At 33.6% G+C, this 17,702-nt stretch carries 9 protein-coding genes; 2 read left to right on the forward strand and 7 right to left on the reverse strand.

The window, feature by feature from the left end:
• Positions 1-37 precede the first annotated feature (37 nt).
• From thrB to mgtA, 5 genes are all read right to left on the reverse strand, one after another.
• Positions 38-2,332, reverse strand: a complete 2,295-nt coding sequence (gene thrB / locus CAN42_RS04335) for a homoserine kinase (RefSeq protein WP_085875675.1) — start codon at positions 2,330-2,332, stop codon at positions 38-40.
• Entirely contained in the window at positions 2,329-3,510 is a 1,182-nt protein-coding gene (locus CAN42_RS04340; RefSeq protein ID WP_085875676.1) for a homoserine dehydrogenase, read from the reverse strand. Before CAN42_RS04340 ends, thrB begins: the two co-directional genes overlap by 4 nt.
• Before the next feature lies 1 nt (position 3,511).
• The gene (locus tag CAN42_RS04345; RefSeq protein WP_085875677.1) at positions 3,512-4,489 is read right to left on the reverse strand and encodes an aspartate-semialdehyde dehydrogenase; all 978 of its coding nucleotides are present in this window, start codon (positions 4,487-4,489) and stop codon (positions 3,512-3,514) included.
• A 2-nt stretch (positions 4,490-4,491) separates the two neighbouring features.
• Positions 4,492-5,802: an aspartate kinase gene (locus tag CAN42_RS04350; RefSeq protein WP_085875678.1), complete on the reverse strand. Its 1,311-nt coding sequence runs from the start codon at positions 5,800-5,802 to the stop codon at positions 4,492-4,494.
• A gap of 334 nt (positions 5,803-6,136) precedes the next feature.
• Positions 6,137-8,668: a magnesium-translocating P-type ATPase gene (gene mgtA, locus CAN42_RS04355; RefSeq protein WP_085875679.1), complete on the reverse strand. Its 2,532-nt coding sequence runs from the start codon at positions 8,666-8,668 to the stop codon at positions 6,137-6,139.
• 186 nt (positions 8,669-8,854) lie between these two features.
• On the opposite strand from mgtA, the gene CAN42_RS04360 reads away from it, so the two are divergent.
• Together CAN42_RS04360 and CAN42_RS04365 are read left to right on the forward strand one after the other, a co-directional pair.
• Positions 8,855-9,331: a helix-turn-helix domain-containing protein gene (locus tag CAN42_RS04360; protein WP_135100547.1), complete on the forward strand. Its 477-nt coding sequence runs from the start codon at positions 8,855-8,857 to the stop codon at positions 9,329-9,331.
• A 53-nt stretch (positions 9,332-9,384) separates the two neighbouring features.
• Entirely contained in the window at positions 9,385-10,239 is an 855-nt protein-coding gene (locus CAN42_RS04365) for an IS3 family transposase (RefSeq protein WP_245149844.1), read from the forward strand.
• Positions 10,240-10,351: 112 nt separating this feature from the next.
• On the opposite strand, the gene CAN42_RS04370 is transcribed toward CAN42_RS04365, so the two are convergent.
• Together CAN42_RS04370 and CAN42_RS04375 are read right to left on the reverse strand one after the other, a co-directional pair.
• Entirely contained in the window at positions 10,352-12,331 is a 1,980-nt protein-coding gene (locus CAN42_RS04370; protein WP_085875681.1) for a DUF2075 domain-containing protein, read from the reverse strand.
• 203 nt (positions 12,332-12,534) lie between these two features.
• Positions 12,535-17,700, reverse strand: a complete 5,166-nt coding sequence (locus tag CAN42_RS04375; RefSeq protein WP_085875682.1) for a DEAD/DEAH box helicase — start codon at positions 17,698-17,700, stop codon at positions 12,535-12,537.
• Positions 17,701-17,702: the final 2 nt, after the last annotated feature.

Here is a 17,702-nt window from a genome sequence, read left to right on the forward strand (position 1 = left end):
TTTGTTATATAAACATGAATTAAATTAAGTCAAATTTTTAAATTATAAAGGCGCCTTTTTTATCTATATTAAGTCTCACGACTTCATAAGAATTTGAGAGTTTATCTAGTTTATTTTTGATTTCGTCTTCTGATGTTTTGTCGCTTGCCTTTAAGACTACCATTATTGTTGAGCCAGCACCACTTAGGTAGTGACCAAGGGCCTTACTGTCATCAATTATTTTTTCAATTTCATTAATTTCTGGAATTAGTTTTAACCTGTAGGGTTCGTGAATTTTGTCATCAAGGGCAACTTTTAAGTTTTCTTCGTCGCCAGAGATAAGTGACAAGATTACCATAGAAAGCCTTGAAAGATTAAAGACAGCATCTTCTTTTGAGTAAGTCCTTGGCAAGACATCTCTTGCTTCCTTTGTAGGGAGTTTGAAGTCAGAAATGATTGCCAAGAATTTAAAATTATTTGAAATTTCAAATTTTTCTACATAGACTTGGTCCTCTTTTAAGATTGATGCCACAGCATTGCCAAAAATTGTTGGAGCCACATTATCTGGATGACCTTCCATCTTTGCTGCAATTTTTAAAATTTCCTTCTTGTCGAAGTCCTTCTTCATTACATCGAAGGCTGCCATAATACCCATGACAATGCAGGCAGCTGATGACCCAAGACCACGTGAAAGTGGAATGTTTGCGTCAATGTCAAAGTCCACTGGAAGAACTTCTTCATCGTAGAAGTCGAAGGCATACTTGTAGGCCTGGTAGATTAAATTTGTTTTTAAATTATTTTCAAATTCATCTTTATCATCAGTGACTTTAAACTCGCAAGTGTTGGATAAATCAAGGGCAAGGCCAAGGACGTCAAAGCCAGGTCCAAGGTTGGCAGAAGTTGCTGGCACAGAAATTCTCTTGCCACGTTTTGCAAATTTTAAAACTTCTTCTTCAATTTCATCTTTTTGAATTTTTGTCTTGTGAATAATTTTTTTATTTTTTAATTTTTTAATTTCAGATGGAATTTTTACCCCAGTTTTTTCGTGAAGGATATTAGTATTTTCGAACTCGTCATCTGAAAGATTTTCTCCCAAAGCTTCAAGGACTGTTGAAGAAAACTTGTAGGGACTTGCAGTTGATAAGATTACAGTCTTTTCAAGTCCAAGCTTGTCTACAATATTTTTTGCAACTCCTGTGTGGGGGTCCATTAAATAATTTTCTTCTTCAAAGGCCTTCTTTATTGCATTTTTTGTTTCTTCTTCATTGGCATAGCCACACAAGAATTCCTTGAAGTCTCCTTTGAATTCAAAGACTCCCTTGTCCCTTAGATCTTCCATCTTTTCTTTCACTATAGCATCTGATGACTTGTGGAAGATTAATCTCTCAAGATTTGATGAAACTAAGATGTCCATAGATGGAGAAATTGTCTTTACGAGGTCCCTATTGGCATCGTATCTTCCAGTTGTGAAGAAGTCTGTCAAAACATTGTTGTCATTTGATGCAATGACAAGCTTGTCAATTGGTAGACCCATTTCCTTGGCATAATAGCCAGCCAAGATATCTCCAAAGTTACCTGTTGGGACGCAGTAGGAGATTTTTTCGCCGCCAGATATTTTTTTATTTTTAACTAAGTCTGCATAGGAATAAAAATAGTAAACAATTTGGGGAAGGAGCCTGCCAATGTTAATGGAGTTGGCAGAAGAAAGATAAATATTTTCTTTCTTAAGCTCTTCTTTTATCGAAGCATCGTTAAATATTTTTTTTACAGCAGATTGAGCATCGTCAAAGTTGCCGTCAATGGAAATAACTTTTGAATTTAAAGAACCTGTTGTATCCATTTGAGCCTTTTGGATGGAGCTCACACCTTCTGTTGGGTATAAGACCAAGATGTCAATGTCCTCTGTGTTGTAAAAACCTTCTAGGGCAGCCTTGCCTGTGTCCCCTGATGTTGCAGTTAAGATTAATGTCTTGTCCTTGATGCCAAGAGATTTTTTGGCGTAAGCCAAGAGGTTTGGAAGAAGGCAAAGGGCAAAGTCCTTAAAGGCAGAAGTCCTGCCATGATAAAGCTCTAGGTAAAAATCCTTTTGGTAAGACACTTTTGCAATTTCATCTTCAAAGGAAGCGTAGGATTTTTCTATAATCTTTAACAAGTCCTTCTTGTCAAAGTCTGTAAGATATAATGAAAGAATTTTGTGGGCCAAGTCTGTATAAGATAGGTCTAAGTTTTCCATTATGTCAAAGGCAGGGAAGGATTCTGGGACAAAGAGGCCGCCATCTTCAGAGATTCCCTTTACAATGGCTTCTCTGCCAGAAATTTTTAAATTTGAATTTCTTGTTGATAAAAATTTCATAGGTCCTCCTCAATCTCTGCCAAGAAAACTTTTGAAAGGTCTCCAAGGGCATCACGCAAGTCATCAAGAGAAACTTCCTTTGTTACTATTAAGTGTTGGTCGCCTAGGACTTTTTCTTCTTCAATTAAATCTTTTAATTTTTCTGCAAGCTCACAAGTCCTTACATAAAATTTATTCTTTAAATTATTTTTAACTTCATGAGTATTGCCTGCGTCATAAAAAGTTTTGATTTCTCTTTTCGCAAGAACTCTCAAGAGGTCACGCATTACTGCATCGGCAGTTTCAAGCTTGCCTGCGCCAGGCCCCTTTAGCTCGTAGGCTGTGAAGTTTTCTCCCCAGACCTTAATGCCATTGGTGCCACCAAAAGTTTTTGCGAAGAAATTATCTTTTACAAATGTAGGGACTACAGAAATATTTATTTTGCCCTCAGCTAACTCTGACTTGGCAAGCAGTCTAATGGAGTAGCCCCTTTCCTTTGCAAAATCAAAATCAGATTTATTTACATTTTGAATGCCAAAAGTAAAAATTTCATCTTCATTTATTTTTGCATTGTAGATGAGAGAAGATAAAATCCTAATCTTTCTCATGGCATCAAAGCCACCAACATCAGCAGTAGGATCAGCCTCAGCATAGCCAAGCTCTTGGGCTTCTCTTAGGGCCTCGCCATAGGAGGAGCCTTCCACTTCCATCTTTGAAAGGATGTAGTTGGAAGTCCCATTTAAAATCCCTTGGACCCTATTCATATCGCTGAAGAAGGTCTCTTCCATAAGAGGATGGATTACTGGAATGGCACCAGCGACTGCAGCCTCGTAGGAGAAGAAAATATTCTCTTCTCTTGCAAGCTCATTTAATTCTTCAAAGTATTTTGAAACCACAGCCTTGTTGGCAGTGACAATATTTTTGCCAGCCTTCATAAGTCTTACAATTCTTTCATGAGTTTCTTCAAGACTTGAAGTCACATCAATAACTGTATCCACATCAGAATTTAAAATTTCATCAAAATCATCTGTGAATGAAAGGCTCTCATCTAGTGGAGACCTTTTTTTATTTTTATTTCTAATTAAAACTTTTTCAATTTTTATATCAAAATTATTTTTTAAGAGGGCATCTTTCTTCTTGTATAAGATTTCTTCGACACCTGTTCCCACAGTGCCAAAGCCCATTATTGCAATTTTCAACTTAAACCTCCAAGACTTTTTCCGCAATTTGCACTGCGTTAGTTGCAGCTCCCTTCCTAATGTTGTCGGCACAAGACCATAGGTTTAGACCATTTTCCACAGTGAAGTCACGTCTAATTCTGCCAACAAAAACTTCATTCTTGTCGGCTGCCATTAGGGGCATTGGATAAACTTCATTGGCAAGATCATCTTTAAGGACCATGCCAGGGTAGTCGGCGATGATTTTTTTTACATCTTCCACTTCAAAAGGCTTTTCCACTTCAACGTTAATGGAAATTGAGTGGGAGAACTTAACAGGCACACGAACGGTTGTTGCAGTAACAAGGATAGAGTCGTCGTGAAGAATTTTTTTAGTTTCGTTAATCATCTTCATTTCTTCCTTGGAGTAACCATTGTCTAAGAATACATCAATTTGTGGGATGCAGTTGTTCTTGATTGGATACTTGTAGGCAAGCTGAGTGCCTTCTTCCAAGTCAGAAATTCCCCTTATGCCAGAGCCAGAAACAGATTGGTAAGTTGAATAAATTACCCTCTTAATCTTGTACTTATCGTGAATTGGTTTAAGTGGAAGTACAGATTGGATAGTAGAACAATTTGGGTTTGCAATAATTCCCTTGTTCATTTTAATATCTTCAGGATTAATTTCTGGAACAACTAGGGGAACTTCTGGGTCCATCCTAAAGGCAGAGGAGTTGTCAACAACAGTTACTCCAGCCTTAGCTGCAATAGGAGCAAACTTTTCACTGACAGCACCACCAGCAGAGAAGAGGGCAATCTTGATGTCCCTTCCTTCAAAGGAATCTTCCTTTAATTCCTCAACAGTGTATTCCTTGCCACAATATTCAATTTTTTTGCCAGCTGATTTTTTGGAGCTAAACAAGTATAAATTGTCTATTGGGAAATTTTCCTCACTTAAAACCTTTAACATCATACTTCCAACAAGTCCAGTTGCACCTACAACTGCTACATTAACCTTCATCTTTAGTCCTCCTTATAAAATTCTCTATAAATTGCGCGTATCGCTTTTTCAAAATCCTGAGTTTCAACACCAATAATAATATTGATTTCGCTGGAACCCTGGCTAATCATCTTGATATTAATTCCTTCTCTGGCAAGGGCAGTGAAAGTCCTAGAAGACACACCCTTTTCATTTATCATCCCACGTCCAACAACGGCGATGAGGGAGATGTCCCTTTCCCAAGAAATATTGTCCACGTTTAAATAAATCTTTAGCTCTTCAAGAACCTTGTTTAGCTTTGGTGTGATAAAGGAATCTGCCACAAGGACAGAAACTGAGTCAATGCTTGAAGGCATATGTTCAATGGAAATGTCATTGGACTCGAAAACTGTAGTTAGCTTTCTGAAAAAGTCCTTCTCGCTATTCATATTTATCTTTTCAAGATTTATTACAGTGAAATCTTTTTTGCCTGAGATACCAGTTAAAATATTTTTGTTTTTTATGTCGCACTTAGAAAGAATCAAAGTTCCTTCATCATTTGGGGCATTAGTATTTTTTATATTGATAGGAATGTTCTTGTCCCTAAGTGGGAAGATGGCCTCTTCGTGAAGAACCTTGGCTCCCATATAGGAAAGCTCCCTCAACTCCTTATAAGTAATTGAACCAATAGGGGATGGGTTCTTGACGATTTTTGGGTCTGCAACTAAGAAGCCAGACACATCAGTGAAGTTCTCATACATCTCTGCATCAAGAGCAGAGGCGATGACAGAACCTGTCACATCAGACCCACCACGAGAAAAAGTTTTGACCTTGCCATCTTCCTTTTCCCCATAGAAGCCAGGCACAACAGCTCTTTCATATTGAGTGAGAATTCTTCTAATGTTGTCCTCAGACTTTGGAAGATCCAAGACCCCGTTAGTGAAGGCAATCATATTTCTTGCATCCACAAAGTCAAAGCCAAGATAGGCTGCAAGGACTTGGGCACTTATGAACTCGCCACGGCTTATTACGAAGTCATAACTTGCTCCATTTGTGATTTCATCCTTGACCTCAGCAAGAATCTTATCAATGTCTATATCCAAAACAAGATCATCAACAATATTTTTATAAACATTCTCGATGATCTTGTAAACTTCATTAAAATTTAATTCGTGGGCACTTAGTTCGTGGCACATTGCTAGAAGGTCAGTGACCTTGTGGTTGTTGTTAACTCCCTTTCCAGGCGCAGAAACGACTATGTACTTTCTTGCTTCGTCTTCCAGTACAATATCCTTAACTTTTTTCAGTTGACGAGCATCAGCAAGTGAACTGCCACCAAATTTTGCGACTTTCATCTTTTTCTCCTTTTTGTAAAATTAATAAAAAACTTTTAACACAATAAAAATTGCCAAGTGAATAAGAATTATTTAATCAATCAAAACTACTTAGTAATAAAAAATTAAAAAATTAAACTTACAAAACAATCTCATAAATATAAGTAAAAATGTTAAAAGTAATTTTTTCGATTATACAATTATTTAGCCCAGTTGTCAATTAGAAGGGACTTAGTAAGGTAGGGAAAAGAAGGATAACACAAAAAATTTAACAAGAGGACAGAGAGAACAAAAATTTAAAATTTGAAAAAAAAGGCCGAGTGAACTCGACCTAAATATTCGTAAGCTATTAAATTTATTTTCGTGAGAAGGAGTTTCGTTTATAAAATTCTTTTTTCAATGCTTCTGCTACTAAGGCATAGACAAAGGAGATTAAAAACATTGCAAGTAGGGCCTTGATAGGAAGGTCAACTAAACCAAGATAGGAGTTAATTGGACTGTAAATTATTCCAACCAAGAGGATGCTGACACATACAATAGCAAGGATTAACTTTTTGGAAGGTTTGCTTTTAAAAATTGGTCTTGCAGTCCTGACGATTAACATAACAACCATAGCTGAGATAACAGATTCTAACATCCAACCTGTTTGGAAGTAACTTTCCCTTGCCTTGAAAATAAAAATTAAAACAAAGAAGGTCACATAGTCAAATAGGGAGGATATTATTCCGAAGATAATCATAAACCTCTTGATGAATTTCATATCCCACTTAACAGGATTTTTCAACCAGTCCTCATCAACAGAGTCCGATGCAATTTGCAAGGAAGGGAAGTCAGTTAACAAGTTTGTAAGAAGGATTTGCTTGGGCAAGAGGGGCAAAAACTTTAAAAAGAGACTTGCACCTGCCATAGAAAACATATTTCCAAAGTTGGCACTTGTAGCAACAAAGATATACTTCAAGGTGTTGATGAAGGTCCTTCTTCCTTCCTTAATGCCCGATAAGAGGACAGCAAGATTGTTTTGCAAAAGAACAATTGAAGCAGCATTCTTTGCTGTGTCGGCAGCTGTGTCAACAGATATGCCCACGTCAGCAACTTTGATGGCAGGAGCATCATTGATGCCATCTCCCATATAGCCAACAATTTCTCCAGCTTCCTTATAAGCCATGATGATTTTTTCCTTTTGGTTAGGACTTATTTCAGCAAATATATCAATATCTAAAACTTTTTTGTTAAGTTGACTTAGGGAGTAAGAACTTAAATCTTCTCCAAGCAAAATTTTTTCAGGATTAAGTCCAATTTGACTGCCAATATTTTTTGCAATCTCTTGGTTATCTCCAGTTATCATCTTTAAGGCAACGCCAAGCTTATTCATTTGGCTAACAACATCCCTTATATCTTCCTTTAATGGGTCCATAAAAAGCAAGAAACCCTTGAAGATCATATCTTGTGCAGTTTCTTTTTCAAGGTCGCAAGAATCATCTAAAAATTTGTAGGAAAGACCTAAGACCCTATAGCCTTGACTTGAATACTTATTAAAAGAATTTTTTAAACTAGGTATGATAGCATCAATTGATCCAAGACTGCCATCACTTCCTTCGTAAGTTTTGCAAATCTTTAAGATGCTATCAAAGGCTCCCTTAGTGACCATTAAATTCTTATTTGAAAAATCGTCATTAGTTTTCACAACGACACTTAAGAGTTTATTTTCAAAAGAGTAGGGGATTTCAAAAAGTTTTTTGTAGCCAGAAAAATCTTGTGACTTGTCACTTAAGATAGCTTCATCAATTGGATTGGCATAGCCCTCTTGAAAGTATGAATTAATAGCTGCAAATTTTTTTAAATCCTCAGAATTTTCTCCAGCAAAATTGAGGCTAGAGTGGAGCTTAACCTTGCCCTGAGTAATAGTTCCAGTTTTGTCAGAACACATAACTGTCATTGAACCAAAGTTTTCAATGGAATTTAACTTCTTCACAATAACACCTTGCTCGGACATTCTCTTGGCACCCTGTGACAAGTTAACGCTAATAATAGCCGGCAACATTTGTGGAGTTAGACCAACAGATAGGGCAAGGGCAAACATAAAAGATTCCAAAAAAGACTTATTTAAAACAATATTAAACAAGAAAATTAAACCAATTAAGAGGGTAGTAACGTGCAAGATTAAATTGCCAAAATTTTTAATGCCCTTTTCGAAGTCTGTATCCGAATCCCTTTTACTAAGAGAATTTGTAATTTTTCCAAACTCAGTGTCCCTTGCTAAGTTTACAATAAGAGCCTTGCCAGACCCACTAATAAGGTGAGTCCCCATCCAAAGAGAATTTTTCCTCGCAGAGAGACCTGTGCTGGCAGGTAGCTTTCCGCAAGACTTCTCAACAGGGAAGGTCTCACCAGTTAAGCTTGACTCATCAGTAGTAAGAGAGTTGCCTTCAATAAGCAAACAATCAGCAGGAATCATATCACCAGTTTTCACCTTAATAATGTCACCAAGAGTTAAGTCAGCATTGTCTAACTCTTTAAAACTGCCATCTCTTAAAACAGAAGAGGTAACACTGACAGAAGAAAGAAGTTTCTTCACAGCGTCCTTTGCCTTGCTCTCATGAAGATAACTCAAGAGAGAAGAAATCAAAATAATAATTAAAATAATGATACCATCAGAATAATCCTTTAAAAAAATAGACAAGATAGCAGCGAAGATAAGAATCAAAGTAATAGGGCTTTTGAATTGAGATAAAAATATTATAAAGTTAGAAGAAGCCTTCTTCTCATCAAAAACATTCTTACCATAAGACTCAATCCTATCAGCGGCCTCTTGACTAGTTAAACCATCACGGCTAGAATTTAATTCCTTCAATGCATCATCTATGTCATAAGACCAAAAATTTTTCATAATACCTCCTAGATAGGTCAAATATATATCTAATAAGAATAAAATACAATAGGATTAATAGAAATAAAAATATATAAGTAAAATAAAAAATGTAAGTAAAATAAAAAATGTAAGTAAAATAAAAAAAGACCGAAGCCTTGATATGTACCCTCTTTACTGGACAAACCAGTAAGGAGGGTATTTTTTATGAAATATAGTTATGAATTCAAAAAAGAATGTGTACAGTTGTATAGAGAAGGTAAATGGCCCAATACACCTGAAGGAACAAAAGAAAAAATCTTTCATAATTCAATTAGAATATGGTTTAAGTTAGAAGAACTTCATGGACCAGAAATTTTAAAACATGGAAATAATATCAATTGGACACCTGATGAGAAATTAGAAATGGTATCTAAAGTGTTAGCTGGAAATTCAATAAAGTCCATAGCAATTGAATATGGAATTAATGATGGACAACTCTATTCATGGGTTAACAAGTATAAAAATTATGGATATAATGGTCTTGTTAATAAAAAGAAAGGTCGTAAATCCAAAAATCCAAGCATGAAAAGTAAAAATAACCATAAAGCAAAAGAACTTAATGAATCTGAAAGAGAAGAGCTAATAAAACTTAGAGCAGAAAATGAATATATAAAGGCAGAAAATGAAATAATAAAAAAATAGATCGCCTTGAGAGAAGAACGCTACGCTGCGCAACTCAAGGCGAAAAAGCAGCGATTGTCAAAGAACTCAAAGAAAAAGGATACAGACTAAAATATCTTTTAATAGCTATTGATATGCCAAGGTCAACATACTATTTTGAAATAAATAAAATTGATAAAATAAAAATTAAGAATAGTCATGTGGCAGATAAAATAACTCAAATATTTAACTTACACAAAGGAAGATATGGAGTAAGAAGAGTATATATGGAGTTGCTAAGTCAAGGTTATGTCATAAATCATAAAAGAGTTCAAAGGATAATGCATGAGTTAAAACTATTCGGAAAAAGATCTAAGGAAAAATATCACTCATATAAGGGTAAGATAGGGAAAGTAGCTGATAATATAATAAATAGAGATTTCAAGGCAGATAGACCTCTGCAAAAATGGACCACTGATGCATCAGAGTTTAAATTTTCTTGGGGTAAATGCTACATATCTCCAATACTTGATATGTATACAAATGAGATAATCTCTTATGACTTATCCTTACACCCTAATTTAAAACAAATATCCAATATGCTAGAAAAAGCATTTAACAAATTTCCAAAACTAAATAATCTAATACTGCATTCAGATCAAGGATGGCAATACCAACATAAATATTATGTGAATGAGCTTAAAAAACATGGTATAAGACAATCAATGTCAAGGAAGGGAAATTGTTATGATAACTCCATTATGGAGACATTCTTTGGAAGATTAAAAAATGAAATTTATTATGGTTATGAAAAGAGCTATAGCTCTTTTGAAGAATTTTCGAGAGCAATAGAGGAATATATTGATTATTACAATAATGAAAGAATTCAATCCAAAACAAAATGGATGCCACCTACAAAGTATAGGTTAGCATCCACTACAATTAGTTAATTGAATATTGTGTCCAGTTTTATGGGTACACATCACCTCGGCCTATGATTTATAAAAATTTGCAATTAAATTTTCGATTTTATTTTTGTCTTTGAATTGATAGTTTGTAAAGTTATATTTCATCAAGCCCTATTTCTTTAAAATAAGCATAAGTTTCATCGTAATACTCTCTTAAACGTGTCTTGTCATAATCAGAACCTCTTGGGATAAAAATTATCATGCCCTGCCTTGACCTTGTGAGTAGGACTCTGTAGGAATTTTTTAAATAAAGTCTTTCTTCAGCCTTATTAATGTTAATCCATTTAGAACCATGGAACTTTTTGTATTCCCATTTGCCATTCTTCATCCTTAGGTCTGCATCCCAAGCAACAATTGAATAGTCTAACTCAAGGCCTTGGACATCAAACTCTGTAATAACGTCTTCAAGATAATAGCAAGACCTCACATCTTCTTTATCATTTAAAAACCAGTTGGCAACATTGACATTGTTTTTTACAAAAATACCTTCAGACTTTAATCTAAGGGCACCACTTGTAGCCAAGAGACCATATTTTTCTGAACCTTTGGATATTTCTCTTATCCAATTTTTTGCGACATTTAAATCACGTGTTAGCTTAATTGGATACTTATCCTTAATTTTTTTATATAGACCTTGAGCCTTTAATAAGTCTAAATCTAAAGAGTATTTTATAAAGTCTGCAAGGTCAGGAGACCTAAAGGACCTCATAGAAACTGAAAGATGAAGGTCATGAAGATCCTTTATGTTTAAGCCCTTAACCATATCTTTCCAGAGATTATCCATAAGATACTCATCTTTTAAATTTGTAGAAACATAAACATCCCAGTCGTTAAATTTAGCTCTTAGAGCATTAAACCATTCAGGCAAGCCACCTTCGCCTTCGTTAATCTCTTGGCCACCACCAATTAGGCAGACAACAACAGCCCAGTCCTTATGACGATCCATTGTAGAAATTAAAAACTCGGGTTCGCTATAATTAAAATTAAGGATACCTTTTTTAGTTTTCATAAACTTATGAATCATTTCTTGATTCCAGGATCTTTGAGCTTCATCAAAAATTACAATGTGTTCAGGAGGTACATCATCATTATTGACAAAAGAATCCCTATACTTATGTATCATTTGAATAAAAGCGTTAGTATGTCTTTCTTCATCTCTCTTATTTGTTTTTATTCCCAGTTCCTTTAATGCCTTTATCTTATCTCTTACAAGAGCTTCTTTTAGGACTTGAACTAAGGGGAAGTTGCCAGATAAAAACACAGCGTGTTCTCCCTTTTTAGCATCCGATTTTTGGATACTTAAGTTTAAACCAACTAAAGTTTTTCCTGCGCCAGGAACACCTGTTACAAAGCAAATAGATTTTCTATCATTAGCCTTGCTATAATCTATAATTTTATTAATTGCATCTGTAGTTATATTTATATTTTTTGCACCAGCATCATTTCTAGTTATGTCACTGACATTGTGACCCTTATAAAGAGCTTGAGCAGCCTCAACAATAGTTGGAGTTGGAAAATATTCACTATTTATCCACGAGTCATAAGAAAAATCATTTTCTCTATAAATAGAAGATACATTTAAAATTAAATTTTTAATATCAAACTCATTAGCTCTAAGAGGTTTTAAAATATTGTCCTTTAAAATAAATTGAATTGGATAAGATGGAGCATCACTTGCAATTAAAATAGGAACAATTAACTTATCAGAACTTTCCTTGTGAAAATTTTTCAAATCAAGAGCATAATCATAAACTTGGTCATAGTCATTGGACTTATAAGAATTGCTTCCACATTTGAACTCCAAAATAAATACAATATTTTTGTATAAAATTACATTATCGATTCTCTTTCCCATGCGGGGAATGACATACTCAAAGAGAATTTTAGAAGAAGGATCCTTTAAATCCTTTAACTCCCTTTTTAGAATTTCAATCTCAGCCTCCCAAGTATTTTTTTGTTGTATCCTAGTGTCAGCAGAAGAATCATTTCTTGAAATCTCTCCCAAAATTTTATCATTATCACTTTTCAAAAAGTTAGAAATGCTCGACTCATAGTAAGCTCTTAAACTATTCATATAGACTCCTAAAAAAATTATTTTTATAAAATTATAGATGAATATTATTTAAAACATTATATCACAGGGAAGTAAAAGCTTTTTAATTTATGAAGTAGAAAAAATTTTGCTGATTGATTATTAAAAAGCATAATAAAAATCCCCTCCTTATAGGTTTGCCCAGCAAAGAGGGAACGTATCAATTTTTGTAGCATCTATTTATATTACTTTTCCAAATACTCAGTAAAAGCATTTGGTAGCCAATCTGATAAGTTTATAGGATTAAAATATATAACTCCCTTTTCATTTCTTTTTCTTTTTCTCAAAGAAGGTATTACTTTAAATTCAACATCTTTTTTAAAGCCCAAATCATATTCTTCTATTAGTTTTTTAAGAGGTTTCAGGTATTTAGTTTGTTCATCTTTAGAAAAATCGGAAGGATATTTTCCATAGACAGCATAATCAAATAATTCTAGACCAATAAATCTATTGAAGTAGTTGTGATTTCTTTGGTTATAAAAGTTATCCAAACAATTTTTACAAGATCTATCACAAGTACAGTCATTTAGAACTTTTCTTGTTCTTAATAGTACTTCTTCCATAATTGGCTCTTCTCCAATTAAAGATGAGTATCCGGCGCCACTAGAGAGTTTATCATAAAAATACATCTCTATATGAGACTCTCCACCTTTATCACTTCTAAATCTCCAGCCTCCATTAACTTCATTAAAGTCAATATCTAGAGTAAGGGAGATAGCTTTTTTTAAAGCTTCATGTAGACTAGTTGCAGCAGATTTTAAAATAGCTTTTTCTTCTGGGTCATAATTTGACACAAGTTTATTTGAATCATAAGAAATATCTAACATGAACATATCTGTAAGGAATTCATATCCAAGATATAAATTATTTTGGATATTATGATTACATCTTGTAGTACTTATATAAGGCATATATATATTATGCTGATTATCCTGGATATCTTTAGCTATTTCAGCTCCTCCACACGATTTGCAAATATTGAATCCTTTTTTCTTTTTCCCCATGTTGACAATTAATACTTTTTTGTCTTCTAAATTTGCATAACTAATTCTAGTACCCTTATATTTCTTAACTTCTGATTTTTTTGGAACATAAGAATAAAATGGATTTTCAGCATATGTCCTTTCTTCATTCTTATCTTCAATTTTGCTTTCTACACCATTAATTGGTCCAAAGCCCCAAGGCTTAATCATTCTATGTTTTTCAATAGGTGAGCCACAGTAAGGGCAAGATTTATGAATACTATCCTCATCATCAAACCAATTACACTCGGTACAAACTAAAATATTTTTAATGTAGTCCTTACTATTAAAGAAATTTTCTGCTGGTGCTTTATTTTTATAATTATTAGGCCTTGGAACTTTGTAGAGCCCTGCACTTTGATAAAGTGACTTATCAATTGTTATATATCTTCCTGGAGCGTATTCACTAATCGCAATAGCAATATCCCTTTCAGGAGCATGTAGTATTCCTCTCTTATAGTGATTGTCACTATTTTCCTCAACATAAAACTTTACAACATTTTTCGGAAAAGAATAGGATGGTATAAAGCCTTCTTCGTAGAAAACATCAAAGGCAGAAACTTCTTTATCTCCATTAAAGTATTCACTTTTCTTTTCTAAGTCTAAAACTTTTGCACAGAGTTGATTAAAAAGTTTTATTGTTTCATTAATAGGAAAATCTAAATTTTTAATATACTCTTTAAAAGCACTTCCATATTCTTTGCAAAAAGTTATTATACCAACATCTAAAATACTATCGTACTTAACTTTCATTTCACTAGAGTCCATAAAACTATTAAGTGCCTTCATATTAAAATGTCTTTGTTGAATTTTAGGATTATTTCTATCAATCCAAGGTTTTCTTGGTTGACCAGAAATCATTTCATCAGGATGTTCAAAATAATAACTGTCATGCACTCCGCCAGAAGAGTAAGTTACAATTGTTGATATACCTGAATTTTTCCTTCCAGCTCGACCGGCCCTTTGTTGATAATTTTCTCTCATCGGAGGAACATTTCTTAGGCCTACAGCTGTCAAGGAACCTATATCAATACCAACTTCCATAGTAGTTGTACAGCTCAAGACATCAATAGAATTTTCACCTTTTTCTCCAACATCTATATCTTGAAATCTAATTTCATAGTCTTCGGTCTTGCTCATTAGTTCACTAGTTGTATCTTTATGAGACAATTGTGCCGTATGTTCTTCAGTAGTTATTTTTTGGATTTTCTCATTATTTAATGCTTTTTCAACCGGCTTTCTCCAAAAATCAAATCTTGAAAGATCTTCTTGAGTAATCTCATGAACTTTCTTTGAGTTAAAACAGTTACCACAATTTCCATTTAATAAATAAGGAGAAATCTTACCGCATTTTTCACAGCGATAAATATTAAAATCTTTACTCAACAATTCTAATTTTACTGCTGATAATTTAATATAGAGTCTACCATCTGAAGATTGCTCGAAGAACCTAAATTTTATTTTTTCAAAAACATGCTCCAATTGTTCTTCTTCAAGATTTATTTCTGACTGTATCAAATATATAAAATTTTTATTGAGACTATTATAAAAATAAGAGGATACACCAAAGTTCTGGTTATTTTGCCTACCAGGAAGTTTTTTTCTTATTGAATCATCAATTTCACTGCCTAAAGCTGCGGAACTGTCCATAAGCATTGAAAATAATAAAACTAATATTTTTTTTAGTTTATTTTTGGGAATATTTATATCATAATCATCAATTAAATCGTCTATACAATCGTCTAAAGATGCATCTAATGGACTCAGAATACCAAAACCAAAATCTTGTACTGATCTAGGACTTTCTGTAAAAATCATTAAAAGTTGTTCATAGTAATCGTCTGGTCTTCTTTCTTTATCAAGTTCGTTAATTGATTTGTTTCTTTTTAAGATCCTTTTAATTTCTCTTAATGAATTATTAAATATTTCCTTACTAACCCCAGAGAAGAAGCTTAAATCTTTTTCATAGCAAACCTTTATAAAATAATTATAAAGCTGTGAAAGAGAAATCTCTTCTTTTTCATTTTCTGCTATAGTGGCCGCTAATATCAAGGCCTTTCTAAAGGCATCATTGTCTGACGATTTTGACAGATCAAGTGCAAGCTTTGCTGCATTTTGTCTTGAGTCTGAGAATAATAAGACTTTTTTACCCTCGTTAATCAAAGATGATTTTGGAGTTTGTAGTTCAAACTGGGCTTTAGTAAGATTGTAAAATGGTATATTACCTTTGGTAGCGAAATTACCAGGCTTTTTATAAGGCATTTGTTTATTGCACTTTGGACATTTAGAAAAAACATACTTTCCTGTTTCCTTATCTTTTTTCGGATATAATACAGTTAAAAAGTTTCCTTCTCTATATTCATTATCTAAATATAGTTTACCTGTTATTGGGTCTAAATATCCAATGTTATCACCTGCATTTGCTATATAGTCATCAGGACGAATATAGAGTTGCATCTCTGTCAGATCTTCCGAACTGCCACTGAGACCTTCGTTAGGAAATACATAGCAAAAGTCTTCGCTATCAGACATTTTTGTATAAACCTTTAAATAAAGTCCACCACATTTCAAGTGGTTTAACAATTCATAAACACGACCACCACATTCACATCTTTTTCTAGGCACAGCAGTAATTTTTCCAAGATGTATTTTTTCTTTTTCAGAATAATATTTTCCTTTTGCTTTACAATCAGGATTTGAGCAAGCATACAAACCTTGAATACCTCTCAAAAACATGTGGAGTCGGACAGGGAACAAGATTTCTTCGTTTTTCTTAGCTAATGATACGATGACAAGTAAAGCATCTAAAGCTTTTTCTCCATAGTCTGAATCGCCAAATAGAGATTTTTTTATATCTGAATAGGATTTAGCACCATTTCGACAAAGTTCATAAAGTTTTAAATAGCCTTCATAGCTTGGTAGATTATCATATAACCAAGTCTGGGCATCTTTTCTATTATCAATGTTTTCAGGGAAGCCCTTAAAAATTTTCTCAGCAAATTCTTTTATTCTGTCAAGAATTTCATCATCACTTACTTGGCTAGTGTTTATTGTGGAAAGTAATTGGCCATCTAGTGGAAACTTGGTCTTTGTTTTTATATCTTCCTTTTCGCCAAACAAAACTTCACACTCATCGTAATCTTTTCCTGTTAAGTTGTTAAAAAAGTTTCTTATAGAATTCTCAGAATTTGTAGGCATACTTGCAGTTGTCAAAATAAATTGAACTTTATCTACTCCTATTTCTAATCTAGAAAGAAGTCTGTCTATTAGGAGTGAAATTTCACCTCCAGATGAACCTCTGTACATATGTGCCTCATCAAGAACGATTAGCAATTTATTTTCCTTAGATGCATTTAGCCACTTTTTAGTATTCTCCCAAATTTTTGCTTCTCTTTGTCTCATTAGCATGTACTCTAACATGGAATAATTAGTAATAAGTATATCTGGTGTGTGGTCTTGCATTTCGAATCTAGTTATATATTCCACATCTTTGGGTTCAGGTGTGTGTACATTGTTTTCAAGATTACTAATAAATTTTTCAAGTCCTTCTTCTTCATTGTATCTGGCAGGATACTTGTTAATTTTTTTGTAGCCTTCAATTTTATTTTTTTGATCTTTTATTTTTTCGGGGTGATTTCCATTGTTTAATAGGTATTGTTTGCGAAAACTATCGGCTAACTTTTTGTTTTTTTCAGGAGAATTATCACCTGGATAAGGTGTTCTTCCTGTATACATTCCAAAATGGGGAAGGCGATTTGACTTAGTTTCATTTTGAAAAATATCAGAAAAGTCCCTAGACCCTAAAGTTTTTCTAAATCTAGCCAGTTGATCTGAAACTAAAGCGTTCATTGGATAAATTATAAGTGTTCTAACGGCTTCCATTTCAAACTCTTTAGGCTTATATAATGCTTCCAAAATTTCATTAGAAATTATTGGCCATAAAAAACATTCTGTTTTACCTGAACCGGTTCCAGTTGATACTAAAATATCTTTGCCATTTAAAGCCGATGTTAGGGCTTTTACTTGATGTGTGAAAGGAGAAGAGTAGAACCCAACATTTTTTTCAATAAGTTTTAACAATATATTTTTTAAACCTTGGTCAATATTAGATTTTTTTATGCCATCTTCCTCTTTTTTGTAAGAAGATGAAGTTTCTATATATGGCTCTCTAGCAATGTTTATATTACTAGGATTGTTTTCACCTAATATATCTTCTGCGTATAACAAAAGCGTTTCACTATTAGCAAAATAATCAGATTTAATATAATCATAAAGCCTATCTCTAATATTTTTATAATACGCTTGAACGTTATTTTCAATTTTTGTCATAA

The sequence above is a fragment of the Peptoniphilus vaginalis genome (assembly GCF_900176605.1).
In the GTDB taxonomy this organism is placed as follows: Bacteria; Bacillota; Clostridia; order Tissierellales; family Peptoniphilaceae; genus Peptoniphilus_A; species Peptoniphilus_A vaginalis.